Consider the following 25,033-nt stretch of genomic DNA (forward strand, 5'->3'; position numbering starts at 1 on the left):
TATGCGGAATCCCAGGGGCGCATCACCCGGCCTTGAGACTCGCGAAACCCTTGCCCTCCGCCGCCAGCCTGGCCAGCAGCGGTGCGGGGCGGAGCGATTCGTCGCCGGTCTGGTCGGCGAATTGCGAAAGCCGCGCGGCAATGTCGGAAAGCCCGCGCGCATCCGCGTAATGCATCGGCCCGCCACGCCAGGCCGGCCAGTTGTAGCCGTTCAGCCAGACCACATCGATGTCGCCCGGTCGCGCCGCGATCCCTTCCTCCAGGATGCGCGCGCCCTCGTTCACCATCGGCAGCACCAGGCGATCGAGGATTTCATCGCCATCAATCGCCCGCCGCGTCACGCCCTCGGCGCTCGCGACCTTCTCGATCAGCGCATCGACATCCGGGTCGGCCACGCCGGTCCGCGCACCCTGCGGATACAGATAAAAGCCCTTCTGCGTCTTCTGGCCGAGCCGCCCGGCCTCCACCAGCGCATCCGCCACCGGCGCGCGGCCGCCCGTGGCCTTGCGCACGCGCCAGCCGATATCGAGCCCCGCGAGATCCGTCATCGCAAACGGGCCCATCTTGAAGCCGAATCCCGTCAGCGCGGCGTCCACCTGCGCCGGCGAGGCCCCTTCCAGCAGCAGCCTTTCCGCCTGGCGCGACCGCTGCGCGAGCATCCGGTTGCCCACGAAGCCGAAGCAGACGCCGACCACCACCGGCACCTTCTTCAGTTTTCGGCCAATTTCCGCAGCCGTCGCCAGCGCCTCCGGGCTCGTATGCCTCGCGCGCACGATCTCCAGCAGCTTCATGACATTGGCCGGCGAGAAGAAATGCATGCCGAGCACGTCGCCGGGGCGCGATGTCACCGCCGCCATCGCATCGATGTCGAGGTAGGAGGTGTTGGAGGCCAGCACCGTCCCCGGCTTCGTCACGCGATCCAGCGTCGCGAAGACCTGCTTCTTCAAGTCCAGGTCTTCGAAGATGGCTTCGACCACCAGGTCCGCATCCGCCGCGCTCTCCAGCCCGACCGAGCCTTCGATCAGCGCCATCCGCGCATCGCGCGCCTCACCCGTCAGGCTGCCGCGCTTCACGCTGGCCTCATAGGTGCCGCGGATGCGCTCGATGCCCCTGGCGCTCGCGGCCGCATCCGTCTCGATCACGCGTACGGGGATGCCGGCATTGGCGAAGCACATGGCGATGCCCGCCCCCATGGTGCCGGAACCCAGCACCGCGGCGCGCTTCACCTCCCGCGGCTTCGTGCCGGCAGGCACGCCCGCGATCTTCGCCGCCTCGCGCTCCGCGAAGAAGACATGGCGCAGCGCCTTGCTGCGGGGGTCATCCAGCAGGCGCAGGAAGGCCGCGCGTTCGAAGGCGACACCATCGACGAAGGGCATGTCGAAGCAGGCGCGGACACAGGCAATGCAATCCGCGATCTGCGGCTCATCCTTCGCGCGGCCCGCCAGCTTCGCGGCCTCGGCCTCGAATTCCTCCCGCGATCCCAGCCCCTCATCCCGCGCCGAGACCGGCTTCGACCGCTTCCCATCGGCAAGACCCGCGGCATGGGCGCGCGCGGCCGCCACCAGATCGCCCTCCGCCACCGCATCCGCCAGGCCCGCTTCCACCGCGGCCTTCGCCGGCAGCGGATCGCCTGCCACCATCAGCTTCAAGGCCGCCACCGCCCCCATCAGCCGCGGCGCCCGCTGCGTGCCGCCAGAGCCCGGCAGCAGCCCGAGTTTCACTTCAGGCAGGCCGAGGCTGGCCTTCGGCCCCAGCACCCGCGCCGTGCAGGCCATGGCCACTTCCAGCCCACCGCCCAGCGCCGCCGCATGGATCGCCGCCACCACCGGCTTCGCGCAGCCATCCAGCGCTGCCACCAGCTCCGCCAGCGTGGGCGAGGCCGGCGGCTTGCCGAATTCGGAGATGTCGGCGCCCGCGATGAAGGTCCGCCCCTCCGCGGCGATCACCAGCGCGCGGACCGAGGCATCGGCCTCCGCCCGCTTCACCGCATCGAACAGCGCGGCCCGCAGGGCAGCCGAGAGCGCATTGACCGGGGGATTCGACAGCGTCGCGACACCGATGCCGTCCACGACCTCGAACCGGACCAACTCGGCCATGCGGCGCCCCCTTATTCCGTATTACGGAAATTAATACTCAATACTTGGCATACAGGTCGCTCATCCCCGGCATAGCGTCAAGCCAAGGGCATAATTTCATGATACAGAATTATGGACCGACGCCTTGCGATGCCGAAAACCCACCCCCATCCTGCGCCATCCGACGCGGAGCCCCCGATGCCCCTTCCCGCCCTGCTGCAATCCCGCCTGAGCCTGCCCGCCATCGCCGCGCCGATGTTCATCGTCTCCCACCCCGACCTGGTGATCGCCCAATGCCGGGCGGGCATCGTCGGTTCCTTCCCCGCGCTGAACGCCAGGCCGAAGGAGGCGCTGGACGAATGGCTGACGCATCTCCGCGCCACGCTGACGGATCGCGATGCCCCCTTCGCCGTCAACCAGATCGTCCATGCCTCCAACGACCGGCTGGACCATGACCTGGACATCTGCGCGAAGCACCGCGTGCCCATCATCATCACGTCGCTGCGCGCACCCAACGCCGTGATCGACAAGGTGCATGGCTGGGGCGGCATCGTGTTCCATGACGTCACGAACCTCAGACACGCGGAGAAGGCGCTGGAGGCCGGGGTCGATGGCCTCATCCTCGTCGCCGCCGGCGCCGGCGGCCATGCCGGCACGCTGTCCCCCTTCGCCCTTGTCGCGGAGGTGCGGCGCATCTTCGACGGTCCCCTCGCGCTGTCCGGCAGCATCACCCAGGGCGGGCAGATCCTGGCGGCCCAGGCCATGGGCGCTGACCTCGCCTATATCGGCACGCGCTTCATCGCGACGCGGGAGGCGAATGCGGCGGAGGGCTACAAGCGCATGATCGTGGAGAGCAGCGCCGCCGATGTCCTCTACACGCCCTTCTTCACCGGTGTGCATGGCAACTACCTGAAGCCCTCCATCCTGGCCCAGGGACTGGACCCCGATGCGCTGCCGCCGCGCGACAAGACCGCGATGAATTTCGGCAGCACCAGCGTGAAGGCTTGGCGGGACATCTGGGGCGCCGGCCAGGGGGTGGGCAGCATCACCGATGCCCCCAGCACGGCAGAGGTCGTGGCCCGCCTGCGCACGGAATACGAGGCGGCGCGCGAAAGGCTGCGCTGATGGCCCGCCGCCGCGCCGGCGAAGCCCTGCCCGCGGAGGCCGCGGATACCGTCACCGCCCTCACCCGCGGCCTCGATGTGCTCGGCTGCTTCCGCCGCGGCGATGGCCCGCTCGGCAACCAGGAGATCGCCGCGCGCACCCGCCTGCCGCGCAGCACCGTCTCACGCCTCACCGCCACCCTCACCCGCGCGGGCTGGCTGCTGCATGTGCCGGAGACGCAGCGCTACCGCCTCGGCCCCGCGGCCATCGCGCTGGGCGGCGCGGCGCTGGGGGGCCTCGACATCCGCGGCATCGCCCGCGCGCCGATGCAGGACCTCGCGAACCGCACGCGCGCTGTCGTGGCGCTGGGCATGCGCGATCGGCTGTCGATGCTCTACCTCGAAGTCGTGCGCAGCGACGCGCCCATCTCGCTGAACCTGGAGGCAGGCTCACGCATCTCGCTGGCCTTCTCCGCCATGGGCCGCGCCTGGCTGGCCGCCGCCCCCCCCGCCGAACGAGAGGATGCGCTGCTGCGCCTGCGCGAATTGGATGACGGCGCCTGGCCCCGAATCGCCGCCGGCGTGGCCCGCGCGCGGGAGGATGCGGCTGTTCTCGGCATCTGCTGTTCCTTCGGCGAATGGCAGGATGGCGTGAATGCCATCGCCACCAGTTTCCGCCCCGGCGGCGGCCTGCCGCTGATGGTGCTGAATGTCGGCGCGCCGGCCTTCGTCTGCTCCACCGAGTCGCTGCTCGACGAAGCGCGCCCCGCGCTGCTCGCCCTCGCCCGCAGCCTGGACGGTGTGCTGGACCGCCCCGGTTGACTGGCCGAATTGACCCCGCGCCCGCACGGCGCCTAGCCTCCCCGCGCTGTCGAGAAGAACAGCGAGGAGGAAGCCACCATGCAACGCCGTTCCCTGCTGCAGGCGGGGGCGGGGCTCGGCCTGTTCGCGCCGCATGCCCCCGCCATCGCCCAGCCCGCCCGCACCGCCACGCTGCGCTTCGTGCCACAGGCCAATCTGACCGCGCTCGATCCCATCTGGACGAGTGCCATCGTCACCCAGATGCATGGCTACCACGTCTACGACACGCTTTACGCACTCGACGCCCAACTGCGCCCGAAGCCGCAGATGGCGGAGGGGCATGAGACCTCCGCCGATGGCCGGACCTGGCGGATCAGGCTGCGGGAAGGCCTGCGCTTCCATGATGGCGAACCCGTCCGCGCCCAGGATTGCGCCGCCAGCCTGGCGCGCTGGGCCCGTCGCGATCCCTTCGGCCAGATCCTGGCGCAGTCCGTGGACGAATGGCGCGCCGCCGATGACCGCACCCTGGAAGTCCGCCTGAAGCGCCCCTTCCCGCTGCTGCTGGAGGCGCTGGCCAAGCCGGACGCCAATGTCCCCTTCATCATCCCCGCCCGGCTTGCGGCCACCGACGCCAACACCCAGGTCAGCGACCCCGTCGGCAGCGGCCCCTATCGCTTCGTCCGCGACGAATTCGTCAGCGGCAGCCGCGTGGTCTATGCGAAGAACGAGGCCTATCGCCCGCGCAGCGACGCCAATGAAGGTGCCTCCGGCGCCAAGATCGCCCACTACCCCCGCATCGAATGGCACATCCTGCCCGACCCCGCGACGGCCGCGGCCGCCCTGCAGGCCGGCGAGGTCGATTGGCTGGAACAGCCGCTATCCGATTTGGTGCCGACGCTGGCGCGCAACCGCAACATCCAGGTGGGCGTGCTGAACGATGCCGGGCTGATGTCCGTCATGCGCCTCAACCATTTGCAGGCCCCCTTCAACAACCTGAAGGTGCGCCAGGCCGTGGCGCTGGCGGTGGACCAGCAGGAATACATGCGATCCACGCTGGGCGACGACCAATCCGTCTGGCGCGAATGCCGCAGCCTGTTCCCCTGCGGCACGCCCTATGGCGTGGAGGATCTGTCACCGCTCAACGCCGCGCCCCGCAGCCTGGACCGCGCCCGCGCGGCGTTGCAGGCCAGCGGCTATAACGGGGAGAAGGTGGTGGTCATCAACCCCACCGACTTCCCGCTGATCGGCCCGCATGGCCAGATCACGGCGGACCGCCTGAAGCGCATCGGCATGAATGTCGAACTGGCGGAAACGGATTGGGGCACCGTCGTCCAGCGCCGCGTCCGCACCGAACCGACGGAGCGCGGCGGCTGGAGCATCTTCCACACCTACGGGTCGTCGCTGGCCTACCTCAACCCCGCCGTGTCGTCCCTGGTGAAGGGGCCGGGCGCCACCGGCTGGTTCGGCTGGTACGACAGCCCCCGCGCGCAGGAGCTGATCCAATCCTGGTTCGACTCCCCCGACGCCGCGCAGCAGCAGCGCCTGGCGAATGAGATCAACCGCCTGGCGCAGGACGATGTCGCGACCGTCCCGCTCGGCCAGTTCACCGTGCGCAACGCCTGGCGGCGGAGCATCACGGGGCTGGTGAAGGGGAGCATGCCGTATCCCTGGGGGGTGCGGCCGGCGTAAGGATCGACCCCCTCACCCAACCCTCTCCCCCGTCCGGGGGAGAGGGCTTTTCGAGTCAGCCGCCCAGCTTGGCCTTCAGCACCTCATTCACCAGGGCGGGATTCCCCTTGCCCTGCAACGCCTTCATCGTCTGGCCGACGAAGAAGCCGAACAGCGTCACCTTCCCGGCCTTGTACTGCTCCACCTGCCCCGCATTCGCGGCCAGAACCTTGTCCACCGCGGCATCGATGGCGCCGGTATCCGTCACCTGCTTGAGGCCGCGCTCCGCCACGATCGCGCCGGGCGTCTTGCCCTCCTCGAACATGATCTCCAGCACATCCTTGGCGATCTTGCCGTTGATCGTCTTGTCCGCGATCAGATCGATCAGCGCGCCGAGGTCCTTGGCCGGCACCGGGCTTTCCTCGATCCCCACGCCGCGCTTGTTCAGATGCGCGAAGAAATCGCCGGTCAGCCAGTTCGCCACGATCTTGGCGTCCCGCCCCGTGGCGACGCTTTCGAAGAAGACCGCCGTCTCCTTCTCCAAGGTCAGCACATGGGCGTCATAGGCTGACAGGCCCATGGCGACGTAGCGCGCGCGGCGCGCATCCGGCAGTTCCGGCAGCGCCGCCTTCAGCGCCTCCACCCAGTTGGATTCGAGGACCAGCGGGGGAAGGTCGGGCTCGGGGAAATAGCGGTAGTCATGCGCGTCCTCCTTGGACCGCATGGACCGCGTGGTGCCGCGGGCGGTGTCGAACAGGCGCGTTTCCTGCGACACCTCCCCGCCATCCTCCCACACCTCGATCTGCCGCCGCGCCTCGGCCTCCACCGCCTGCATGACGAAGCGGATGGAGTTGACGTTCTTCACCTCGCAGCGCGTGCGATAGCCCTCGCCCGCCTTGCGGACGGAAACGTTGACGTCGGCGCGCATGGACCCCTCATCCATGTTGCCGTCGCAGGTGCCGAGGTAGCGGAGAATCTGCCGCAGCTTCGACAGATAGGCCCCCGCCTCCTCCGGGCTCCGCATGTCGGGCTCGCTCACGATCTCCATCAGCGCCACGCCGGACCGGTTCAGGTCGATGAAGCTCTTGGACGGGTGCTGGTCATGCAGCGATTTTCCCGCATCCTGTTCAAGGTGCAGGCGCGTGATGCCGATGGTCTTCACCGCGCCATCCGCCAGCGTGATCTCCACCGCCCCTTCACCGATGATCGGGTGCGCGAACTGGCTGATCTGGTAGCCCTGCGGCAGGTCGGCGTAGAAGTAGTTCTTCCGGTCGAAGCGGGACCAGAGGTTCACCTTGGCGTTCAGCCCGAGCCCGGTCCGCACCGCCTGCGCCACGCATTCCGCGTTGATCACCGGCAGCATCCCGGGGAAGCCCGCATCGATGAAGCTCACCTGGCTGTTCGGCGCAGCGCCGAAGGCAGTGGCGGCGCCGCTGAACAGCTTGGACTGGCTGATGACCTGGGCATGGACCTCCAGGCCCACGACGATTTCCCAGGGGCCGGTGCGGCCCTCGATGGTGTAGCTCATGCCCCAGCCCTCAGTCCCGGCAATGCCGTGAATCCAGCCGCCTGTTCGATCGCGCGGCCCACGGCGAAAACGCTTTCCTCGTCGAAGGCCCGCCCGATCACCTGCAACCCCAGCGGCAGCCCCTGCCCGTCCAGCCCCGCCGGCACGGCCAGGCCCGGCAGGCCCGCCAGGTTGGCCGTCACGGTGAAGACGTCGTTCAGATACATCGTCACGGGGTCGTCCTGCTTCTCATCCATCCCGAAGGCGGCCGACGGCGTGGCCGGCGTCACGATGGCGTCCACGGTCCTGAACGCTTCCTCGAAATCCCGCCGGATCAGCGCGCGGATCTTCTGCGCCTTCAGGTAGTAGGCGTCGTAGTAGCCGGCGCTCAGCACGTAGGTGCCGATCATGATCCGGCGCTTCACCTCCTGCCCGAAGCCCGCGGCGCGGGTGCGCTCATACAGGTCGCGCAGGTCGCTGCCCGGCTCCGTCACCCGGCTGCCGAAGCGCACGCCGTCATAGCGCGCCAGGTTGGAGGACGCCTCCGCCGGCGCCACGATGTAGTAGGTCGGCAGCGCGTATTTCGTGTGCGGCAGGCTGATCTCCACCATCTCCGCGCCCTGCTCCCGCAGCCAGGCGAGGCCCTGGTCCCACAGCGCCGCGATCTCCGGCGCCAGGCCATCCAGGCGGTATTCCTTCGGCACGCCGATCCGCAGGCCCTTCACGCCCCGCCGGCAGGCCGCCGCGAAATCGGGTACGGGCATGTCCGCGCTGGTGGAATCCTTCGGGTCGTAGCCCGACATGGATTTCAGCAGCAGCGCGCAATCCTCCACAGTCCGCGCGACCGGCCCCGCCTGGTCGAGCGACGACGCGAAGGCCACGACCCCGAAGCGGGAGCATCGGCCATAGGTCGGCTTGATGCCCGCAATGCCGCAGAAGGCCGCGGGCTGGCGGATGGACCCGCCGGTATCGGTCGCCGTCGCCCCGAGCGCCATCCGCGCCGCGACCGCGGCCGCGGACCCGCCCGACGACCCGCCCGGCACCAGCCGCGTATCCGGGTCATTGGCGCGCGACCACGGATTCTCCACCGGCCCCGCCGCGCTGGTCGTGTTGGACGACCCCATGGCGAATTCGTCGAGATTCGCCTTGCCGAGGAAGACCGCCCCGTCATCCAGCAGCTTCTGCGACACCGTGCTCTCATAGGGCGGCACGAAGCCCTTGAGGATCCTGCTGCCGGCCGTCGTCTCCGTCCCCGCCGTGCAGAACAGATCCTTGATCGCCAGCGGGATGCCTTCCAGCGCCCGGGCATCGCCCCGCTTGCGCCGCGCATCGCTCTCGGCGGCCTGGGCCAGCGCCTTCTCCGCCGTGACGGTGATGTAGGCGTTGATCCGCGGATTCAGCTTGGCGATCCCGTCGAGATGCGCCTGCGTGAGTTCCACGCTGCTGATCGCGCCTTCCTCCAGCGCGGCGAGGGCGCCGGCCAGGGTGAAATCGGTCGGATGCATCACTCAACCACCTTCGGCACGCCGAACCAGGCGCCCATGCGGTCCGGCGCATTGGCCAGGACCTGTTCCGCGCGATCGCCATCGGTCACGGCATCCGGCCGCAGCCGCGCCTGCGCCTGGCCCACCGGGCTGCCGCCCGACATCGGCTCCACGCCTTCCGTGTTCACGGCTTGCAACTGCTCGATCCAGCCGAGGATGCCGTTGATCTCGGCCTGCACGCGGGGAAGCTCATCATCTTCCACCCGGATGCGGGCCAGGGCGGCGATGCGCCGGACGGTTGCGGAATCGAGGGACATGGAGCGCCGAAAATCCTTGATATCGCTTGGTTTGCCCAAAGCGAGGCGGCGGACCATAACGGCCGCCATGCCCATCTTCAACATGGCCGACCTTCGTGCCGCGCTTCCCCGCCATTCCCGCCTGATCGGGATCGACCCCGGGGCGAAGATCATCGGGCTCGCGCTGAGCGATGTCCTGCTGATGCTGGCCAGCCCCTACGGCTCCCTCCCCCGCGGCAAGCTTGGGAAAACCGCCGCCGAGATCGCCGCCATCGCGACGAAGGAAGGCGCCGGCGGCCTGGTGGTCGGCCTCCCACTCTCCATGGATGGCAGCTTCGGCCCCGCCGCCCAAGCGGCCAAGGATTTCGGGCGCGACCTGGCCCATGCCGCCGGGCTGCCGGTCGCCTTCTGGGATGAACGCCTGTCCTCGGCGGCGGTGAACCGCGCGATGATCGAGGCCGATGTGACGCGCGCGAAGCGCGCCAAGGCCGTGGATGCGGCCGCCGCGGCCTGGATGCTCCAGTCGGCCTTGGACGCGAGCGTGCCCCCCGGCTAGTTTCGCCCCAACCAGCGGCGAGTCCCCATGTTCCCCTATCCCCACCGCCATCTGCTCGCGATCGAGGGCCTCGAGCCCCCCTATATCGCCGACCTCCTCGACCTCGCGGAGAACTACGCCCTGCTGAATCGCCAGGGCAAAACCCAGCGGGATTTGTTGAAGGGCCGTACCCTCATCAATCTGTTCTTCGAGGACAGCACCCGCACCCGCACCAGCTTCGAACTCGCGGGCAAGCGGCTGGGCGCGGACATCGTCAACATGTCCGTCTCCACCAGCAGCGTGAACAAGGGGGAGACGCTGCTCGACACCGCCTCCACGCTGAACGCCATGAAGACGGATTTGCTGGTCATCCGCCACGGCCAGTCCGGCGCGCCGGCGCTGCTGGCGCAGAAGCTGGACGCCGCCGTCATCAATGCCGGCGACGGCACCCATGAACACCCGACCCAGGCGCTGCTGGATGCGCTGACCATCCGCCGTCGCAAGGGAACGCTGGAGGGGCTGACGGTGGCCATCTGCGGCGATGTCCTCCATTCCCGCGTCGCGCGGTCCAACATCCACCTCCTGCTGGCGATGAACTGCCGCGTCCGCATCGTCGGCCCGCCCACCCTGATCCCGGCCGAGGCCGCGGCGCTCGGCGTCGAGGTCCACCACTCCATGAAGACCGGCCTCGCCGATGCCGATGTCGTCATGATGCTCCGCCTGCAGAAGGAACGGATGACCAACGGGCTCGTGCCGAGCGCCCGCGAATTCTTCCGCTTCTACGGCCTGGATGCCGAGAAGCTGGCCCATGCCAAGCCCGATTCCATCGTCATGCACCCCGGCCCCATGAACCGCGGCGTGGAAATCGACAGCGCCATCGCCGACGACCCCGTGCGGTCCGTGATTGGCGAACAGGTGGAGATGGGCGTCGCCGTGCGGATGGCGGTGCTGGACGTGCTGGCCCGGGGCCTGCGCCGGAACGCGTAAAGAGCATATTGCCTACAATTTTGTTGCCGATCACGTCGCCGTGATCGATATTACGGGCCTCTGCACGGAGGCCCCGCATGACCACCATCGCCTGGGATGGCCGCACCCTCGCCGGCGACCGCCGCGGCAATGCCGGCGGCATGGCCTATGAACTCGGCAAGCTCCGACGCACCGCCGATGGCCGCCTGCTCGGCTTCTCCGGCGATATCGGCGTGGGGATGCTGATGCTGGATTGGCTGGATCGCGGGGGCGCTCGCCCGCCCCAGCAGGACACCGACCGCTGGGCGACCGTGCTGGAAATCACTCCCGACGGCGCCTGCTGGTGCCATGGCCGCGACAGTCGCTGGCGGATCGAGCAGCCCTTCTTCGCCATCGGCTCCGGCCGCGACTTCGCCCTCGCCGCGATGGCGCTGGGTCGGTCAGCGGCGGAGGCCGTCGACCTCGCCGCGCGCTTCGACACCGGCACCGGGAATGGCGTGGATGCGCTCGCGCTGGCCGAGGCCCCCGCGCTGCGCGTCGCAGCCTAATCCGCCGTCGCCCCGCTCGCCCTGACCAGCGGCACCCATTCCGCCAGTTCCCGCCGCAGGAAGGCGGCAAACTCCGCCGGGCTGCCTTCCAGGATCGGCGGCAGATCCTGTTCCACCAGCCGCGCGCGATTGCCGGGCTCCATCACCGCCGCGCGCACTGCCTCATTCATCCGCGTGACGATCGCGGCCGGCGTGCCGGCCGGCGCAAACAGGCCGAACCAGGAATAGGCCTTGTACCCCGGCAGCCCCGCCTCCGCCGCCGTCGGCACATCGGGCATCAGGGGAGAGCGCGCATCCGTCGCCACCGCCAGGCAGCGCAGCCGCCCGCCCGCGTGGTGGGGCGCGATCAGTGCCGGCGTGTCGAAGCAGATGGAGACCTGCCCCGCCAGCATATCCGTCAGCATCGGCGCGCTGCCGCGATACGGCACATGCGTCGCCTCCGCCCCGATGGCGTTCAGGAAGGCGACGGCCCCGATATGCGCCGACCCGCCCGCGCCCCCGGTCCCATAGGCATACTTCCCCGGATTGGCCTTCAGCAGTGCCACCAGCCCGCGCAAATCGGTGACGCCGAGCGACGGATGCACCGTGATGCAGATCGGCACCATCACCGTCGGCGCCACCGCCACGAAATCCCGCTCCGGGTCATAGGGCAGCCGCGCGCCGTAAAGCCCGACCGCCAGCACATGGGTGGAGATCGTCCCCATCACGAAGACGCTGCCATCCTGCGGCGACTTCGCCACGCTGTCCGACCCGATCGTGCCCCCCGCGCCGCCCCGGTTCTCGATCACCACCGGCTGCCCCAGCACCTGCTGGATGCGCGGCGCAAGGAGCCGCGTGGAGACATCCGTGCTGCCCCCCGCCGCGAAGGGCACCACGATACGCACGGGCCGCGTCGGCCAGGGCGCCTGGGCGCGGGCTACCCCCGGCAGGAGGAGGGCGGGCAGGAGAAGGGCGGAACGACGATGCATGTGGCAGGCCCCAGGGTGAAGCCAGGACGATAGGCCAGTGCCGAGCCCACGCCACCAGGCCCGCCTGCGTCCGTTGCGATGGCGGCGCCATGGCTGCCGCGGTAGCGTGCGGCCCGATGCACGACATGCGCGCAGCCTGGGCAAGCCCGACCGATGCCTGAGCCGGCAGCCCCCTGCCCGCGATCCCGTCGATCGACCGCCTGCGTCGGACCGCATGACCGCGGCTGACCCGCCCCCGCCCACCCCCCTGCCCAGCTACACCTACCTCCTGGTCGGCTGGCGCCAATTCTGGCCCACGCTGCTGGAGGAAACCCGGCGCCATCCGGAAAGGCGCCTCCGGCGGTCGGGCACCTGGGTCCTTCTCTCCGTCGTCACGCTCTGCATCGTCGCCGCGGCCCAGCTTTCCGCCGTCATCCCCGACATCCGCGCCCGCCAGGCGTGGAAGCCGCTGCCGGCTACCATCGTCGCCGCCCAACCCGGCGGCGGTGGGCGCCAGGGCGGCTGCTTCCACCTGCGCCTTGATGTTGAGGCGCGGGGCCGGGTGATTCCCACCGTCACCACCACCCACCCGCATTGCCCGCGCCGAAGCTGGTCCGACCCGCCCCGCCCGCCCCAGCCAGGGGATCGCATCACCGTGCGCGCAGACCCGAACGACCTGCGCCGACTGATGCCGGACAGCGCCCTGTTGAGGGTCTTCAACTACATCGCCATGGTCATCCTGTTGACGATCCTCGGCATCATCCCCACCGCCCTGGCCCTCGTCGAGCACCGCGCCGCGAGGATCATCCTGCGCGAACGCGAAGGCCGCGCCTGAGGGCCGATGGCGGGACTCCACCGCCACGCTATAACCGCCGCATGGCCGACATCCTCCTCACCAACGCCCGCCTGATCGACCCCGCCTCTGGCCTCGATGCCCCGGGCGGCCTGCTGGTGCGGGATGGCGCGATCCTCGACCTCGGCGGCAATCTCGGCGTGCCGAATGGCGCGACCATCGTCGATGCCGGCGGCGCCGTCCTTGCCCCCGGCATCATCGACATGCGCGCCGCCCTCGGCGAGCCCGGCTTCGAGCATCGGGAGACCGTCGCCTCCGCCGCCCAGGCCGCGGCTGCCGGCGGCATCACCACCCTCTGCGCCCTGCCCGATACCGACCCGCCCATCGACGACGCCGCCCTGGTGCAGTTCCTGATTCGCCGCGGCGAACTCACGGGCAGCCTCACCATCCTGCCCTACGGCGCCGCCACAGCGGGCTGCGAGGGCCGCGACATCGCCGAATACGGGCTGCTGAAGGAATCCGGCGCCATCGCCTTCACCGATGGCCGCAAGGCGATCGGCAGCGCGCGCCTCATGCGGCTCGCCCTCTCCTACGCCCGCGCCTTCGGCAGCTTCATCATCCAGCACCCGGAGGACCCCTCCCTCGCCGCCAACGGCGCCGCGACGGAGGGCGAACGCGCCACCCGCATGGGCCTGCCCGGCATCCCCCCGGCGGCGGAGGCGATGATGGTCGCCCGCGACATCGCCCTCGCCCGGCTGACCCGCGGCCATGTCCACTTCGCCCATGTGTCCACCGCCGCCGCGCTGGACCTGATCCGCGGCGCGAAGGCCGAGGGCCTGGCCGTCACCTGCGACACCGCGCCCCCGTATTTCGATCTGAACGAGACGGCGATCGGGGAATACCGCACCTACGCCAAGCTCTCGCCCCCGCTGCGCATCGAGGCCGATCGCCTGGCCGTCGTCGCCGCCCTCAAGGACGGCACCATCGATGCCGTGGCCTCCGACCACCAGCCCCGCGACGCCGACGACAAGCGCCTGCCCTTCGCCCAGGCGGAGGCCGGGGGTGCCGGCCTCGCCACGCTGCTGGCCGTCACGCTCGCCCGCGTCCATGGCGGCGACCTGACCATGCCCCAGGCCCTCGCCCTCCTCACCGCCCGCCCCGCCGCGCTGCTGGGCCTGGAAACCGGCCGGCTCGCCAAGGGCGCCCCCGCCGACCTGATGCTGTTCCAGCCGGAGCGCGGCTGGCGGGTGGAGGCCGGCAAGCTGCCCGGCAAGGCGCAGAACACCCCCTTCGATGGCCGTGCCCTTGAAGGTCGCGTCATCGGCACCTGGAAGGCCGGGCGGAGGGTCTTCGGCTGATGTCCCTGATCCTGGCTGGCCTGCTCGGCTACCTGCTCGGCTCCGTCCCCTATGGCCTGCTGCTGACCCGCGCGGCGGGGCTGGGCGACATCCGCGCCATCGGGTCGGGCAATATCGGCGCCACCAATGTGCTGCGCACCGGCAACAAGAAGCTGGCGGCGGCGACCCTGGCGCTGGATGTGCTGAAGGGCGTCGCCGCCCTGCTGATCGCCCGCGCCGCCTGGGGTGAGGACGCGGCGCTGGTCGCCGGCTTCGCCGCCATGGCGGGCCATGCCTTCCCCGTCTGGCTCGGCTTCAAGGGCGGCAAGGGCGTCGCCACCGGCGCCGGCGTGCTGCTGGCCGCCACCTGGTGGCTCGGCCTTGTCGCCGTGCTGACCTGGGCGGCGGTCTTCTTCGCCACCCGCATCTCCTCCGCCGCCGCGCTGGCCACCTGCGCCATCGCCCCCGCCATCGCCATCCTCTTCGGCGACACCAGGCTCGCCCTCTTCGCCCTCGGCCTCGCCGCCCTCATCACCTGGCGCCACAAACCCAACATCCAGCGGTTGATGGCGGGGACGGAGCCGAAATCCTCCTTCGGCGCCAAGAAGGGCTGATCCGTCGCGCTTGCGCGCACACCCGCTGCGCGATCACACTGGCCGCCTATCAACCTGGACGACAGGATGGCGGCCACTTCCCTTTCCCCCGAAGACCTCGCCTGCCTCCGCCTCGCGCGGAGTGAGGGGATCGGCCCCGCCACCTTCCGCCGCCTGATCGCCCGCCATGGCAGCGCCCGCGCGGCGCTCGATGCCCTGCCGGCCCATGCCGCCCGCAGCGGACGGCCACTCATCCCCTTTCCCGAAGCCCAAGCGGAACGGGAGCTCGCGGCGCTCACCATGCTGGGCGGCCGCTTCCTCTTCCTCGGCTCCCCCCTCTATCCACCCCTGCTGGCGCTGCTGGAGGATGCGCCCCCCGCCCTCGCGGTCCTCGGCAACCCCGCCCTGCTCGCCACCCGCCAGATCGGCCTGGTCGGCGCCCGCTCCGCCTCCGCCGCCGGGCGCCGCATGGCGGAACAACTCGCCGGGGAGTTGGCGGCAGCCGGCCTTGCCATCACCTCCGGCCTCGCCCGCGGCATCGACGCCGCGGCGCATGAGGGCGCGCTGGCCGCGAAGGGCGCCACCATCGCCGTGGTCGCCGGCGGCCTGGACGAGCCCTACCCGCCGGAGAACGCGCCCCTCCAGGCCCGCATCGTCGCCGAAGGCGGCGCGGTGGTGGCGGAAGCCCCCCTCGGCACCGCCCCCCTCGCCCGCCACTTCCCCCGGCGCAACCGCATCGTCGCCGGCCTGGTGCTGGGGGTGGTGGTGGTGGAGGCCGCGCCCAAATCCGGCAGCCTCATCACCGCCCGCCTGGCCCTGGAGGCGGGGCGGGAGGTCTTCGCCGTCCCCGGCAACCCGCTGGACCCCCGCGCCAGGGGGGGCAACGACCTCATCCGCCAGGGCGCCCACCTGACCGAGACGGCGGAGGATGTCCTGCAATTCCTCCCCGAAACGCCGCGGGACCTGCCCCTCTTCGCCCCGCGAAACACGCCCGAAACACGCGCGGATGCCCCGCCGGAGGCCCCTTTCCCCCCCGGCGAGCCATCCAAAGTGCTTGAATTGATTGGCACCCAACCGGTAGCCGTTGACGATCTGGTCCGCCGCTGCCAGCTATCCGCCCCGTCCGTGCAGGCGATCCTGCTTGACCTGGAGTTGTCCGGGCTGGTGGAAACCCTGCCCGGAAACCGGGTCGCACGGTCCCTTTCCTAGGCCTTGCCGACAAGCGCGCGAAAGCAGATCGACAGAACATGCCCGACGTCCTCGTGGTCGAAAGCCCTGCCAAGGCGAAGACCATCAACAAGTATCTCGGCTCGGACTTCACGGTCCTCGCCTCCTTCGGCCATGTCCGCGACCTGCCGCCCAAGGACGGCTCCGTCCGGCCGGAGGAAGACTTCGCCATGGATTGGGAGGCCGATGAGCGGGGCGAACGCCAGGTCGGCGCCATCGCCAAGGCGCTGAAGGGCGCCCGCCGCCTGTTCCTGGCCACCGACCCGGATCGGGAAGGAGAGGCCATTTCCTGGCACGTCCAGGACATGCTGGCCCGCCGCGGCGCCCTGAAGGGCATCGACGTCAAGCGCATCACCTTCAACGAGATCACGAAGCGCGCCGTCCAGCACGCGGTGGCGAACCCCCGCCAGCTCGACGTGCCGCTGATCGACGCCTACCTGGCCCGCCGCGCGCTCGACTACCTCGTCGGCTTCAACCTCTCGCCGGTCCTGTGGCGCAAGCTGCCCGGCAGCCGTTCCGCCGGCCGGGTGCAGTCGGTGGCCCTTCGCCTGATCTGCGAACGGGAAGCGGAGATCGAGGCTTTCCGCGCCCGCGAATACTGGACGGTGGAGGCGCAGTTCGCGACCCCCGTCGGCGCCAAGTTCACCGCCCGCCTGACCCACCATGAGGGCAAGCGCCTCGAACAATTCGACCTGCCGAACGAGGCCACGGCGATGGCCGCCAAGGCGGCGGTCGAGGCCGGCAAGTTCAGCGTCGCCGCCATCGAGAAGAAGCGCACGAAGCGAAACCCGCCCGCCCCCTTCACGACCTCCACGCTTCAGATGGAAGCGTCGCGAAAGCTCGGCATGGGCGCGCAGGCGGCGATGCGCGTGGCGCAGCAGCTTTATGAAGGTGTCGATATCGGCGGGGAGACCGTCGGCCTCATCACCTATATGCGCACCGATGGCGTGCAGATGGCGCGGGAGGCCATCTTCGCCATCCGCGACCACGTCAAGGAAGCCTTCGGCGACAACTACGTCCCCGGCGCGCCGCGCGAATACTCCTCCAAGGCCAAGAACGCCCAGGAAGCGCACGAAGCCATCCGCCCGACGGACGTGACCCGCACGCCGGACCAGGTGGCCCGCTTCCTCGATGACCGGCAGCGCAAGCTCTATGACCTCATCTGGAAGCGCGCCGTCGCGTCCCAGATGCAATCCGCCGAGATCGACCAGACCGCGGTGGACATCGCCGACCAGACCGGCCGCACCAGGCTGCGCGCCAATGGCTCCGTCATCGCCTTCGACGGCTTCCTGCGCCTGTACCGGGAGGATGAGGACGACCGCGCCGCCGACGCCCGCGCCGGCCTCGCCACCGCGGCGGAGGATGAGGACAGCAAGATCCTGCCCCCGATGCGGGAGAAGGACGGGCTGAAGAACGGCCCCGTCGCCGCCAACCAGCATTTCACCCAGCCCCCGCCCCGCTTCAGCGAGGCGACGCTGGTGAAGCGGCTGGAGGAACTCGGCATCGGCCGCCCCTCCACCTACGCCTCCATCCTGCAGGTATTGCAGGACCGCGAATATGTGCGCCTCGACAAGCGCCGCTTCATCCCGGAGGACCGCGGCCGGCTCGTCACCGCCTTCCTCGTCTCCTTCTTCGAACGCTACGTCGATACCGGCTTCACCGCGGGGCTTGAGGAGAAGCTGGACGACATCTCCGGCGGCCGTGCCGATTGGCGCGCCGTGATGCACGCCTTCTGGGAGGATTTCTCCAAGGCCATCTCATCGACCAGCGAACTCACGATCAGCGACGTGATCGATGCGCTGGACGAAGACCTCGGCCCGCACTTCTTCCCCGCCCGCACGGACGGCACGGACCCGCGCGCCTGCCCGGCCTGTTCCGGCGGTCGCCTCGGCCTGCGGCTCGGCCGCACCGGCGCCTTCATCGGCTGCAACAACTATCCGGAGTGCCGCTACACCCGCCCCCTGGTCGCGCCGGGTGCGGAAGCCGATGGCGCCGCCAGCTTCAACGAGGGCGCGCGCGAACTGGGCGTCGATCCGGTCTCCGGCCAGCGCGTCCAGCTGAAGCGCGGCCCCTACGGCCTCTACGTCCAGCTCGGCGAGGAAACCGAGGACGCCAAGGGCAAGAAGGTGAAACCCCGCCGCGCCAGCCTGGCCAAGGGCATGGACCCGGAGGGGCTGACGCTCGACCGCGCCCTCGCGTTGCTGTCGCTGCCCCGCATCGTCGGCGTGCATCCCGAGACGACGGAGGAGATCACGGCGGCCATCGGGCGCTTCGGGCCCTATTTGAAGATGGGCAACCTCTTCAAGTCGCTGGACCCGGATGATGATGTGCTGGTGGTCGGCCTCAATCGCGCCGTGGCGCTGCTGGCCGATGTGAAGCCGCGCGGCCGGGGGCTGGGCGACCATCCCAGCGGCGGCGTGGTGGAGGTGCGGCGCGGCCGCTTCGGCCCCTTCGCCATGCATGGCAGCCGCGTGGCGTCCCTGCCCAAGTCGATGGACTTTGACAGTGTCACGCTCGACGAAGCCGTGAAGCTGCTGGCGGAGAAGGGCAAGGATCTGCCGCCCAAGGGGGGCAAGGGCGCCAAGGGGAAGGCCAAGGCCGCGCCGAAGAAGGCGGCCGCCAAGGCGCCAGCCGCCGATGACGCCCCCGTGGTGAAGAAGGCGCCTGCGAAAAAGGCGGCAGCCCCCAAGGCCGCGGCCGCCAAGAAGCCGGCGGCGAAGAAGCCGGCGGCGAAGAAACCCGCGACCACGACGAAGAAGCCGGCCGCCCGGAAGGCCAGCTGAGATGCCGCGGCGCGCCCCGCCGCTGAAGGGCTTCGGGGTGCGCAGCCGCGCACCCCTCGGCAAGAAATCCGCCCTCCATCGTATCGCCGCCACCGCCGAGCCCGGCGTGATGCCGACACTCGAAAAACTGCGGGAATTCATCCAGGCGGCGGGCCAGCGTGTCGGCAAGACGGAAATCGCCGCGCATTTCGGGCTCAACTCCGACCAGCGCATCGAACTCCGCGGCATGCTGCGGGAGTTGACGGAAAGCGGCCACGCCACGCCGATCGGCCGCAAGGGCCTCATCGCCCATGACCGCCTGCCGGACATGGCTGTCGTGGAGATGACCGGCACGGACCCGGATGGCGACCCCATCGCGCGCCCCGTGCAATGGGACAAGGCCAACGGCCCGCCGCCCATCATCTACATGCACCGGGAAGCCGCCGGGCAGCCCGCCCTGGCCCCCGGCCAGCGCGTGCTCGCGCGCCTGAAGTTCATCGGCATCGGCCGCTATGAAGGCCGCACCTTCAAGCGCCTGCACAGCACCGCCCCCACCCGCATCCTCGGCGTGTTCGAGGATGGCAGGATCACCCCCACCGACCGCCGCCAGAAGGCGGATTGGCGCGTGCCGGCGAATGAGGTGAACGGCGCCCGCCCCGGCGATATCGTGCTCGCGGAGCCCCTGCCCTCCGGCCACGGCCTCGGCGCCCGCCCCGCCCGCATCATCGAGCGCATCGGCAAGATGGGGGAAGCCCGCGCCGTCTCCCTGATCTGCATCCACGCCCATGGCATCCCCGACGTCTTCCCGGAGGAAGCGCTGGAGGAAGCCGAGGCCGCGAAGGGCGTGACGAAGCGCGGGCGGGAGGACCTCCGCGCCATCCCCCTCGTCACCATCGATGGCGAGGACGCCCGCGACTTCGACGACGCCGTCTGGGCGGAGCCCAGCGAGGGAGGCTGGCGCTGCCTGGTCGCCATCGCGGATGTCGCGCATTACGTGAAGCCCGACAGCGCGCTGGACCGCGAAGCCTGGGCCCGCGGCAACAGCGTCTATTTCCCCGACCGCGTCGTGCCCATGCTGCCCGAAGCCCTCTCCAATGGCTGGTGCAGCCTGCGGCCGAAGGAGGATCGCGGCTGCCTCTTCGTCGAGATGAACTTCGACAAGTCAGGCACGAAGACCAGCCACCGCTTCGGGCGGGGGATCATGAAAAGCGCCGCGCGCCTCACCTACGAACAGGTACAGGAAGCGCGCGATGCCGGCAGCGTGCCGGATGGCGTGCCCGACGACCTCATCACGCATCTCTACGGCGCCTTCGACGCCCTGCTGGCCGACCGCGCCCGCCGCGGCACGCTGGACCTCGACCTGCCCGAACGCCGCGTGCTGCTGGACGCGAAGGGCCAGGTGCAGGGCGTGGTGCCGCGCACGCGCCTCGATTCGCACAAGCTGATCGAGGAATTCATGGTCGCCGCCAATGTCTGCGCGGCGGAGGAGCTGGAACGCCTGTCCCAGCCCTGCATGTACCGGGTCCATGACCGCCCCTCCGACGAGAAGCTGGAGGGCCTTCGCCAGTTCCTCCAGTCCCTCGACCTGAACCTCCCGGCGCGGGACCGGCTGCATCCCCGCGACTTCGGCGGCATCCTGGAGCGCGTGAAGGACAGGCCGGAGGAGCGCCTGGTGAACGAAGCCGTGCTCCGCGGCCAGTCCCAGGCTGCCTATGACCCCGAGAATATCGGCCATTTCGGGCTCGCGCTTTCCCGCTATGCCCATTTCACCAGCCCCATCCGCCGCTATGCGGATCTGCTGGTCCACCGCGCCCTCATCCGCGGCCTCAACCTCTCCAAGGGCGAAGGCGGCCTGACCGATGCCGAAACCGCCCGCTTTCCCGACACCGCGGAGCACATCACCAGCACCGAGCGCCGCGCCGCGGCGGCGGAGCGGGAGGCGGTGGACCGCTACCTCGCTGCCTTCATGGCAACACGCGTCGGAGAGTTGTTCGAAGCGCGGATTTCGGGGGTGACACGCTTCGGCCTGTTCGTCACCGTGGAGGAGAACGGCGCCAGCGGAATCGTACCGCTCGCGTCCTTGCCGGACGACAGATGGACGTTGGACGAGGCCGGACGCGGATTATCCGGCCGCAATACGGGTCTGACCTTTTCCCTTGGCCAGGCGGTCGAGGTGCGGCTGGCGGAGGCGACTCCGCGGACGGGTGGGATGGTCTTCGCCATCATGCAGGGCGATCCCTCCGCGGTGGCACCCCGCGGCGCGCGATCGCGCGCCGGTGGCAAGCGCTTGTCGAAATCGCCCGCGCGGCGACCCTCGGAACGCTCCTCGCGGCGGCAGTAGCCGCGCCTGCCACGGCGCAGGAAGGCAGCTTCCCCCGCAGCGCCGTGGAACCCGTCCTGGCGGAGAGCCACGCCGTGGTGCTGGAACGGCACCTGGACGCGGAGAACCCGGCCAACCTCGCGTTGTGGTCGCTGCGCGGCCTCACCGTGCTCGATTCGCGCCTCGGCGCGGAGATCCGCCAGGACCGCCTCCGCCTGCTGGGGGAGGATCGGGTCCTGGCCAGCATCCCCATCGCCCCCCTGGTCGCCCGCGCCGGCCCGCGGCAGCTCGGCAACGCGGTCGCCCTGACCCTGACCGACCTCTACGAGGCCGCCTGGCGCGCCTCCCCCGCGCTGCGCCGCGCCGGGCATGAACGCATCATCGCCTCGGGGTTCGAGGAGCTGTTCAACCACCTCGACCCCTACAGCCGCTACGTCACGCCGGCGGAGGCACGGACCGCGCGCGAACGCCGCGTCGGCCAGTCCGGCCTCGGCCTTCGCGTCGCCGCGCGGCGCGATGCGCTGGTGATCGCGGAAGTGTCGCGCGACGGCCCCGCCGCCCAGGCCGGCATCCGCCAGGGGGACCTGCTGATCGCGGTGGAGGGCCGCACCCTCGGCCCCCGCGACCCGGGCCTGGCCGCGACGCTGCTGGAAGGCCCGGAAGGCTCGGAGGTCACCTTCACCATCAGCCGTGGCCGGATGCGCCGCGACGTGACGCTGGTGCGGGAAGTGGTGGTGCCGGAAACCGTCTCGGCGGAATACCGCGACGGCATCCTCTGGCTGCGCATCACCGGCTTCTCCGCCGTCACCGACCGCCGCGTCGCCACCCTGCTGAGCGACGGATTCGCCGTATCCCGCCCGCCCCGCGGCGTGGTGCTGGACCTCCGCGGCAATCGCGGCGGGCTGCTCGGCCAGGCCGTGGCCGTCGCCGATGCCTTCCTGGCCGATGGCGAAGTCGTCCGCACCGAAGGCCGCCACCCCGAGGCCAACCGCCGCTACCGCGCCGGCGGGCAGGATCTGGCCCAGGGCATGCCCGTGGTGGTCCTCGTCGATGGGCGCACGGCCTCCGCCGCGGAGATCGTGGCCATGGGCCTGGCGGAACGCGGCCGCGCCGCCATCGTCGGCAGCGCCACCATGGGCAAGGGGCTGATCCAGCTGGTCGCCCCCCTGCCGAATGAGGGCGAGATCCTGGTTACCTGGTCCCGCGTGGTGGCGCCGAGCGGCTGGCCCATCCAGGGCATGGGCGTGCTGCCCGCGCTCTGCACCAGCCTCGGCCCGGAAGCCCTGGCCCAGGGCCTGGCGCGGCTGAACACCGGGGAAGCCCCCATGGGCCGCGCCCTGCTCCGCCAGCGCGCCGCCCGCGCCCCGGTCCTGGCCAGCGAGATGTCGGCACTGCGCGGCGCCTGCCCGCCCGCGGAGGGCCGCACCGCCGACCTGACCGCTGCCCGCGCCCTGATCGAGTCGCCCGCCGCCTACGCCACCGCCATCCGCGGACCCGGCGGCTGAGCGGCGAATCGCCCCGCCGCGCTTGACCTTCCCGCCCGCCGGACTATGGTGCGCCTCCTCGACGGGCGGGCCGCAAGGCTCGCCCGCAACCTGTTTCGCGCGTTGGAACCTGAACGATGGCCAAGGCCAATACCATCCTGATCAAGCTCGTCAGCACGGCGGAGCCGTCCACGGGCTACTTCTACGTGACCAAGAAGAACACCCGTAACGCCCAGGGCAAGCTGGAGCTGAAGAAGTACGACCCCGTCGCGCGCAAGCACGTCGTCTTCCGGGAAGCCAAGATCAAGTAATCCCGCGCGGGGCCCCGCGCCCCGCGCCGATTGACTGATCCAACGCGAACCGCGCCAAACCCAGGTGGTTTGGCGCGGTTTTCGTCGTTTGCTGTACCGCATTGATGAATCGGGGAAGGCGTTGCCTTCCCCGAACCCCATCCACCAGGGCCGAGACGGCCCTGGACCGTCGCCAGGAACTACCGCGCCTGGCGGGCGGCAGGCGTGCCTCGATCGGCGCTCGGCGGCCAGTCTTCCTCGACCGCGGGCTCGACCCGGTCCCGGCCATTGTTCTTCGCGCGATACAGCGCCGCATCCGCGGCACTCACCACATCATCGGACTGCGCCCCGATGCCGCCGGACGCCACGCCGATGCTCGCCGTGACATTCAGCGCATGGCCCTCGGCCACCATCGGCACATTGGCAATCGCCGCCCGCAGGCGCTCCGCCACCAGCATCCCATCCTCGGTCGTCGCACCCGACATGACGATGAGGAACTCCTCCCCGCCATAACGCGCGATCACATCCGCGGCGCGCAGATGCCCGCGCACGCGCTCCGCCACCTCCCGCAGCACCACATCGCCCGCGGCATGGCCATAGGTGTCGTTCACCGACTTGAATCGGTCCACGTCGATCAGCAGGCAGGCCGCGCCGGAATTGCGCAGCACGCCTTCCAGATGGCGGCGGACATAGCGGCGGTTGCGCAGCCCCGTCAGCGGGTCCGTCACCGCCATCTCCAGGCTGCGGTCGAGGTCCGCGCGCAGCCTTTCCTGGTAGCGCTTGCGCCGGATCTGGTTGCGCACCCGCGCCCGCAACTCATTCGGGTCCACCGGGCGCAGCACATGGTCATTGGCGCCCAGGTCGAAGCCCCGCAGCACCAGACCCTTCTGCCCGGTATCCGCCACCAGCAGCACCGGCAGGTCCCGCGTGGCCGCCTGCGCCCGCAGGCGCGACGCCAGGCGCAGCGCATCGCCGCCATCCAGCGACAGGCTCAGCAGCACCACGTCATGCTGCCCATCCATCAGGATGTCCCAGCTTTCCGCACTGTCCGTGCAATGCGCGACATCGATGCCATCGGCGGCCAGCACGCGGGTCAGCGCATCGGCCTCGTCGAAATCCTCATTGACGATCAGCGCGCGGGCACCGGCCACATTGGGGGATGGCCCCGGCGGTGGCTCGAACCCCAGGTCGCGCGCCGTCTCCGCCCGCAGGCGCCAGGCATCCAGCACCTGCTTCATGCGCAGCAGCGCGCGCAGCCGCGCGAACAGCGTCGCATCGTCCACGGGCTTGGACAGGAAGTCATCCGCGCCCGCTTCCAGGCCGCGCACACGCTCCACCGGATCGGTCAGCGCCGTGATCATCACCACGGGGATATGCGCGGTGCCCGGCTGCGCCTTCAGGCGCCGGCAGACCTCATACCCATCCATCCCCGGCATCATGACGTCGAGCAGCACGACATCCGGCATCCAGCGCTGCACCGTCGCCAGCGCCTCCGGGCCGGAGGAGGCGAGCTGCACCTCGTAATACTCGTTCAGCAGCTTGGCTTCGAGCAGCCGGAGATTGGCCGCGATGTCATCGACGACGAGGATTCGGGCGGTCATCGGCCTGCCACTCCCGGCTGGCGGCGCAGGGCGAATCGGCGTAGAGAAACCCGGTTATCGGCTACGCACATCGTCATAAATTTGTCAAGGACAAAATCATGGCAGATACCACCACCGGCGGACGCCCCCATGCGGAGGTCGCCAACGCCACCCTCTTCTTCCGGCGATGGCTCGCCAATCCGCTGCAGATGGGCTCCATCATCCCCTCCTCCCCCGCACTCTGCCGCCGGATCGCGGCCCTCGTGCGGCATGCGGAGGACGAGGTCGTGGTGGAACTCGGCGCCGGCACGGGCGTGATCAGCCGCGCGCTCCTCGCCGCGGGGGTGCCCGCGGAAAAGCTGGTGGTGGTGGAGATCGTGCCCGACATGGCGAACCATCTACGACGGGTTCTGCCCGGCGTCACGGTCATCCAGGGCGATGCCTTCCAACTTCCCGATGCCTTGCCGGCGCGGCTGCACGGAAAGGTGGGCACCGCGATCTGCGGCATCCCCCTTGTGCTGCTGCCGATCGAGCAGCAGCGCCGATTCGTCGCGGCGGTCGAGGCCGTGGCCCCAGGCAAGGGCTTCCTGCTGTACACCTACTGCATCACCTCGCCGCTGCCATGGCGCGATCTTGGACTGGCGGCGAAGCGGAAGGCCTGGACCCCCCTGAACTTCCCACCAGCCAGCGTCTGGCATTACCAGCCTGCCCGCTAGCG

General features: G+C 70.2%; 21 protein-coding genes. 15 read left to right on the forward strand and 6 right to left on the reverse strand.

Annotation, left to right across the window (positions count from 1 at the left end; all coding sequences use genetic code 11):
- Nucleotides 1-22: 22 nt before the first annotated feature.
- The gene (locus BM041_RS07440) at nucleotides 23-2,095 is read right to left on the reverse strand and encodes a 3-hydroxyacyl-CoA dehydrogenase NAD-binding domain-containing protein (RefSeq protein ID WP_092957964.1); all 2,073 of its coding nucleotides are present in this window, start codon (nucleotides 2,093-2,095) and stop codon (nucleotides 23-25) included.
- Between the two features lie 177 nt (nucleotides 2,096-2,272).
- Here BM041_RS07440 and BM041_RS07445 point away from each other — a divergent pair, with 177 nt between their 5' ends.
- The 3 genes from BM041_RS07445 (at nucleotide 2,273) to BM041_RS07455 (ending at nucleotide 5,667) form a co-directional block, all read left to right on the forward strand.
- The gene (locus tag BM041_RS07445; protein WP_092957967.1) at nucleotides 2,273-3,199 is read left to right on the forward strand and encodes an NAD(P)H-dependent flavin oxidoreductase; all 927 of its coding nucleotides are present in this window, start codon (nucleotides 2,273-2,275) and stop codon (nucleotides 3,197-3,199) included.
- Nucleotides 3,199-3,999 (forward strand): IclR family transcriptional regulator, encoded by an 801-nt coding sequence (locus BM041_RS07450; protein ID WP_092957971.1) that lies wholly within the window; start codon nucleotides 3,199-3,201, stop codon nucleotides 3,997-3,999. The genes BM041_RS07445 and BM041_RS07450 overlap by 1 nt, the downstream gene beginning before the upstream one ends.
- 78 nt (nucleotides 4,000-4,077) lie before the next feature.
- Entirely contained in the window at nucleotides 4,078-5,667 is a 1,590-nt protein-coding gene (locus BM041_RS07455) for an ABC transporter substrate-binding protein (RefSeq protein WP_092957974.1), read from the forward strand.
- 55 nt (nucleotides 5,668-5,722) lie between these two features.
- On the opposite strand, the gene gatB is transcribed toward BM041_RS07455, so the two are convergent.
- Genes gatB through gatC form a run of 3 tightly spaced genes read right to left on the reverse strand, consistent with a single transcriptional unit; the run spans nucleotide 5,723 to nucleotide 8,954 of the window.
- Nucleotides 5,723-7,174 (reverse strand): Asp-tRNA(Asn)/Glu-tRNA(Gln) amidotransferase subunit GatB, encoded by a 1,452-nt coding sequence (gene gatB, locus BM041_RS07460; RefSeq protein ID WP_092957976.1) that lies wholly within the window; start codon nucleotides 7,172-7,174, stop codon nucleotides 5,723-5,725.
- Nucleotides 7,171-8,658: an Asp-tRNA(Asn)/Glu-tRNA(Gln) amidotransferase subunit GatA gene (gene gatA, locus BM041_RS07465; RefSeq protein WP_092957978.1), complete on the reverse strand. Its 1,488-nt coding sequence runs from the start codon at nucleotides 8,656-8,658 to the stop codon at nucleotides 7,171-7,173. Before gatA ends, gatB begins: the two co-directional genes overlap by 4 nt.
- Entirely contained in the window at nucleotides 8,658-8,954 is a 297-nt protein-coding gene (gatC, locus tag BM041_RS07470) for an Asp-tRNA(Asn)/Glu-tRNA(Gln) amidotransferase subunit GatC (RefSeq protein ID WP_092957980.1), read from the reverse strand. Before gatC ends, gatA begins: the two co-directional genes overlap by 1 nt.
- A 67-nt stretch (nucleotides 8,955-9,021) precedes the next feature.
- Between gatC and ruvX the strand changes: the two genes are divergently transcribed.
- The 3 genes from ruvX (at nucleotide 9,022) to BM041_RS07485 (ending at nucleotide 10,982) form a co-directional block, all read left to right on the forward strand.
- Complete coding sequence (gene ruvX, locus BM041_RS07475; protein WP_092957982.1) at nucleotides 9,022-9,489, forward strand: Holliday junction resolvase RuvX; 468 nt, start codon at nucleotides 9,022-9,024, stop codon at nucleotides 9,487-9,489.
- A gap of 27 nt (nucleotides 9,490-9,516) precedes the next feature.
- The gene (locus tag BM041_RS07480; protein WP_092957984.1) at nucleotides 9,517-10,455 is read left to right on the forward strand and encodes an aspartate carbamoyltransferase catalytic subunit; all 939 of its coding nucleotides are present in this window, start codon (nucleotides 9,517-9,519) and stop codon (nucleotides 10,453-10,455) included.
- A 77-nt stretch (nucleotides 10,456-10,532) separates the two neighbouring features.
- Nucleotides 10,533-10,982 carry an Ntn hydrolase family protein gene (locus BM041_RS07485; RefSeq protein WP_092957986.1) on the forward strand — a complete coding sequence of 150 codons (450 nt, stop codon included), beginning with the start codon at nucleotides 10,533-10,535 and terminating at the stop codon, nucleotides 10,980-10,982.
- Here the strand turns inward: BM041_RS07485 and BM041_RS07490 are convergent.
- On the reverse strand, nucleotides 10,979-11,950 hold the full coding sequence (locus BM041_RS07490) for a Bug family tripartite tricarboxylate transporter substrate binding protein (RefSeq protein WP_092957988.1): 972 nt from the start codon (nucleotides 11,948-11,950) through the stop codon (nucleotides 10,979-10,981). The two genes, BM041_RS07485 and BM041_RS07490, sit on opposite strands and share 4 nt — an antisense overlap.
- A gap of 214 nt (nucleotides 11,951-12,164) precedes the next feature.
- On the opposite strand from BM041_RS07490, the gene BM041_RS07495 reads away from it, so the two are divergent.
- The 8 genes from BM041_RS07495 to rpmG all read left to right on the forward strand — a co-directional run bounded on the left by BM041_RS07495 (nucleotide 12,165) and on the right by rpmG (nucleotide 22,756).
- Complete coding sequence (locus tag BM041_RS07495) at nucleotides 12,165-12,764, forward strand: DUF3592 domain-containing protein (RefSeq protein ID WP_092957990.1); 600 nt, start codon at nucleotides 12,165-12,167, stop codon at nucleotides 12,762-12,764.
- Nucleotides 12,765-12,805: 41 nt separating this feature from the next.
- Nucleotides 12,806-14,080: a dihydroorotase gene (locus BM041_RS07500; protein ID WP_092957992.1), complete on the forward strand. Its 1,275-nt coding sequence runs from the start codon at nucleotides 12,806-12,808 to the stop codon at nucleotides 14,078-14,080.
- Entirely contained in the window at nucleotides 14,080-14,673 is a 594-nt protein-coding gene (gene plsY / locus BM041_RS07505) for a glycerol-3-phosphate 1-O-acyltransferase PlsY (RefSeq protein WP_092957994.1), read from the forward strand. The genes BM041_RS07500 and plsY overlap by 1 nt, the downstream gene beginning before the upstream one ends.
- Nucleotides 14,674-14,739: 66 nt before the next feature.
- The gene (dprA, locus tag BM041_RS07510) at nucleotides 14,740-15,861 is read left to right on the forward strand and encodes a DNA-processing protein DprA (RefSeq protein WP_092957996.1); all 1,122 of its coding nucleotides are present in this window, start codon (nucleotides 14,740-14,742) and stop codon (nucleotides 15,859-15,861) included.
- 38 nt (nucleotides 15,862-15,899) lie between these two features.
- Nucleotides 15,900-18,662: a type I DNA topoisomerase gene (topA, locus tag BM041_RS07515; RefSeq protein ID WP_092957998.1), complete on the forward strand. Its 2,763-nt coding sequence runs from the start codon at nucleotides 15,900-15,902 to the stop codon at nucleotides 18,660-18,662.
- Between the two features lies 1 nt (nucleotide 18,663).
- Complete coding sequence (gene rnr / locus BM041_RS07520) at nucleotides 18,664-20,982, forward strand: ribonuclease R (RefSeq protein WP_175533799.1); 2,319 nt, start codon at nucleotides 18,664-18,666, stop codon at nucleotides 20,980-20,982.
- Nucleotides 20,983-21,026: 44 nt separating this feature from the next.
- Entirely contained in the window at nucleotides 21,027-22,466 is a 1,440-nt protein-coding gene (locus BM041_RS07525) for a S41 family peptidase (protein WP_092958000.1), read from the forward strand.
- Nucleotides 22,467-22,582: 116 nt separating this feature from the next.
- The gene (rpmG, locus tag BM041_RS07530; protein ID WP_092958002.1) at nucleotides 22,583-22,756 is read left to right on the forward strand and encodes a 50S ribosomal protein L33; all 174 of its coding nucleotides are present in this window, start codon (nucleotides 22,583-22,585) and stop codon (nucleotides 22,754-22,756) included.
- A 179-nt stretch (nucleotides 22,757-22,935) separates the two neighbouring features.
- Here the strand turns inward: rpmG and BM041_RS07535 are convergent, their stop codons facing one another.
- Complete coding sequence (locus tag BM041_RS07535; RefSeq protein ID WP_092958004.1) at nucleotides 22,936-24,336, reverse strand: PleD family two-component system response regulator; 1,401 nt, start codon at nucleotides 24,334-24,336, stop codon at nucleotides 22,936-22,938.
- A gap of 98 nt (nucleotides 24,337-24,434) precedes the next feature.
- Between BM041_RS07535 and BM041_RS07540 the strand changes: the two genes are divergently transcribed.
- Nucleotides 24,435-25,031 (forward strand): class I SAM-dependent methyltransferase, encoded by a 597-nt coding sequence (locus BM041_RS07540; protein WP_092958006.1) that lies wholly within the window; start codon nucleotides 24,435-24,437, stop codon nucleotides 25,029-25,031.
- Nucleotides 25,032-25,033: the final 2 nt, after the last annotated feature.

Source organism: Falsiroseomonas stagni DSM 19981 (genome assembly GCF_900114315.1).
Lineage (GTDB): Bacteria > Pseudomonadota > Alphaproteobacteria > Acetobacterales > Acetobacteraceae > Falsiroseomonas > Falsiroseomonas stagni.

What these genes read in the sequence shown, in the direction of transcription:
- BM041_RS07535 (WP_092958004.1), bottom strand. Translation starts at nt 24,336, where the DNA reads ATGACCGCCCGAATCCTCGTCGTCGATGACATCGCGGCCAATCTCCGG.
- BM041_RS07445 (WP_092957967.1), top strand. Translation starts at nt 2,273, where the DNA reads ATGCCCCTTCCCGCCCTGCTGCAATCCCGCCTGAGCCTGCCCGCCATC.
- BM041_RS07540 (WP_092958006.1), top strand. Translation starts at nt 24,435, where the DNA reads ATGGCAGATACCACCACCGGCGGACGCCCCCATGCGGAGGTCGCCAAC.
- BM041_RS07485 (WP_092957986.1), top strand. Translation starts at nt 10,533, where the DNA reads ATGACCACCATCGCCTGGGATGGCCGCACCCTCGCCGGCGACCGCCGC.
- BM041_RS07500 (WP_092957992.1), top strand. Translation starts at nt 12,806, where the DNA reads ATGGCCGACATCCTCCTCACCAACGCCCGCCTGATCGACCCCGCCTCT.
- gatA (WP_092957978.1), bottom strand. Translation starts at nt 8,658, where the DNA reads ATGCATCCGACCGATTTCACCCTGGCCGGCGCCCTCGCCGCGCTGGAG.
- BM041_RS07490 (WP_092957988.1), bottom strand. Translation starts at nt 11,950, where the DNA reads ATGCATCGTCGTTCCGCCCTTCTCCTGCCCGCCCTCCTCCTGCCGGGG.
- BM041_RS07455 (WP_092957974.1), top strand. Translation starts at nt 4,078, where the DNA reads ATGCAACGCCGTTCCCTGCTGCAGGCGGGGGCGGGGCTCGGCCTGTTC.
- rpmG (WP_092958002.1), top strand. Translation starts at nt 22,583, where the DNA reads ATGGCCAAGGCCAATACCATCCTGATCAAGCTCGTCAGCACGGCGGAG.
- rnr (WP_175533799.1), top strand. Translation starts at nt 18,664, where the DNA reads ATGCCGCGGCGCGCCCCGCCGCTGAAGGGCTTCGGGGTGCGCAGCCGC.
- gatC (WP_092957980.1), bottom strand. Translation starts at nt 8,954, where the DNA reads ATGTCCCTCGATTCCGCAACCGTCCGGCGCATCGCCGCCCTGGCCCGC.
- plsY (WP_092957994.1), top strand. Translation starts at nt 14,080, where the DNA reads ATGTCCCTGATCCTGGCTGGCCTGCTCGGCTACCTGCTCGGCTCCGTC.
- dprA (WP_092957996.1), top strand. Translation starts at nt 14,740, where the DNA reads ATGGCGGCCACTTCCCTTTCCCCCGAAGACCTCGCCTGCCTCCGCCTC.
- gatB (WP_092957976.1), bottom strand. Translation starts at nt 7,174, where the DNA reads ATGAGCTACACCATCGAGGGCCGCACCGGCCCCTGGGAAATCGTCGTG.
- BM041_RS07450 (WP_092957971.1), top strand. Translation starts at nt 3,199, where the DNA reads ATGGCCCGCCGCCGCGCCGGCGAAGCCCTGCCCGCGGAGGCCGCGGAT.
- BM041_RS07480 (WP_092957984.1), top strand. Translation starts at nt 9,517, where the DNA reads ATGTTCCCCTATCCCCACCGCCATCTGCTCGCGATCGAGGGCCTCGAG.
- ruvX (WP_092957982.1), top strand. Translation starts at nt 9,022, where the DNA reads ATGCCCATCTTCAACATGGCCGACCTTCGTGCCGCGCTTCCCCGCCAT.
- topA (WP_092957998.1), top strand. Translation starts at nt 15,900, where the DNA reads ATGCCCGACGTCCTCGTGGTCGAAAGCCCTGCCAAGGCGAAGACCATC.
- BM041_RS07495 (WP_092957990.1), top strand. Translation starts at nt 12,165, where the DNA reads ATGACCGCGGCTGACCCGCCCCCGCCCACCCCCCTGCCCAGCTACACC.
- BM041_RS07440 (WP_092957964.1), bottom strand. Translation starts at nt 2,095, where the DNA reads ATGGCCGAGTTGGTCCGGTTCGAGGTCGTGGACGGCATCGGTGTCGCG.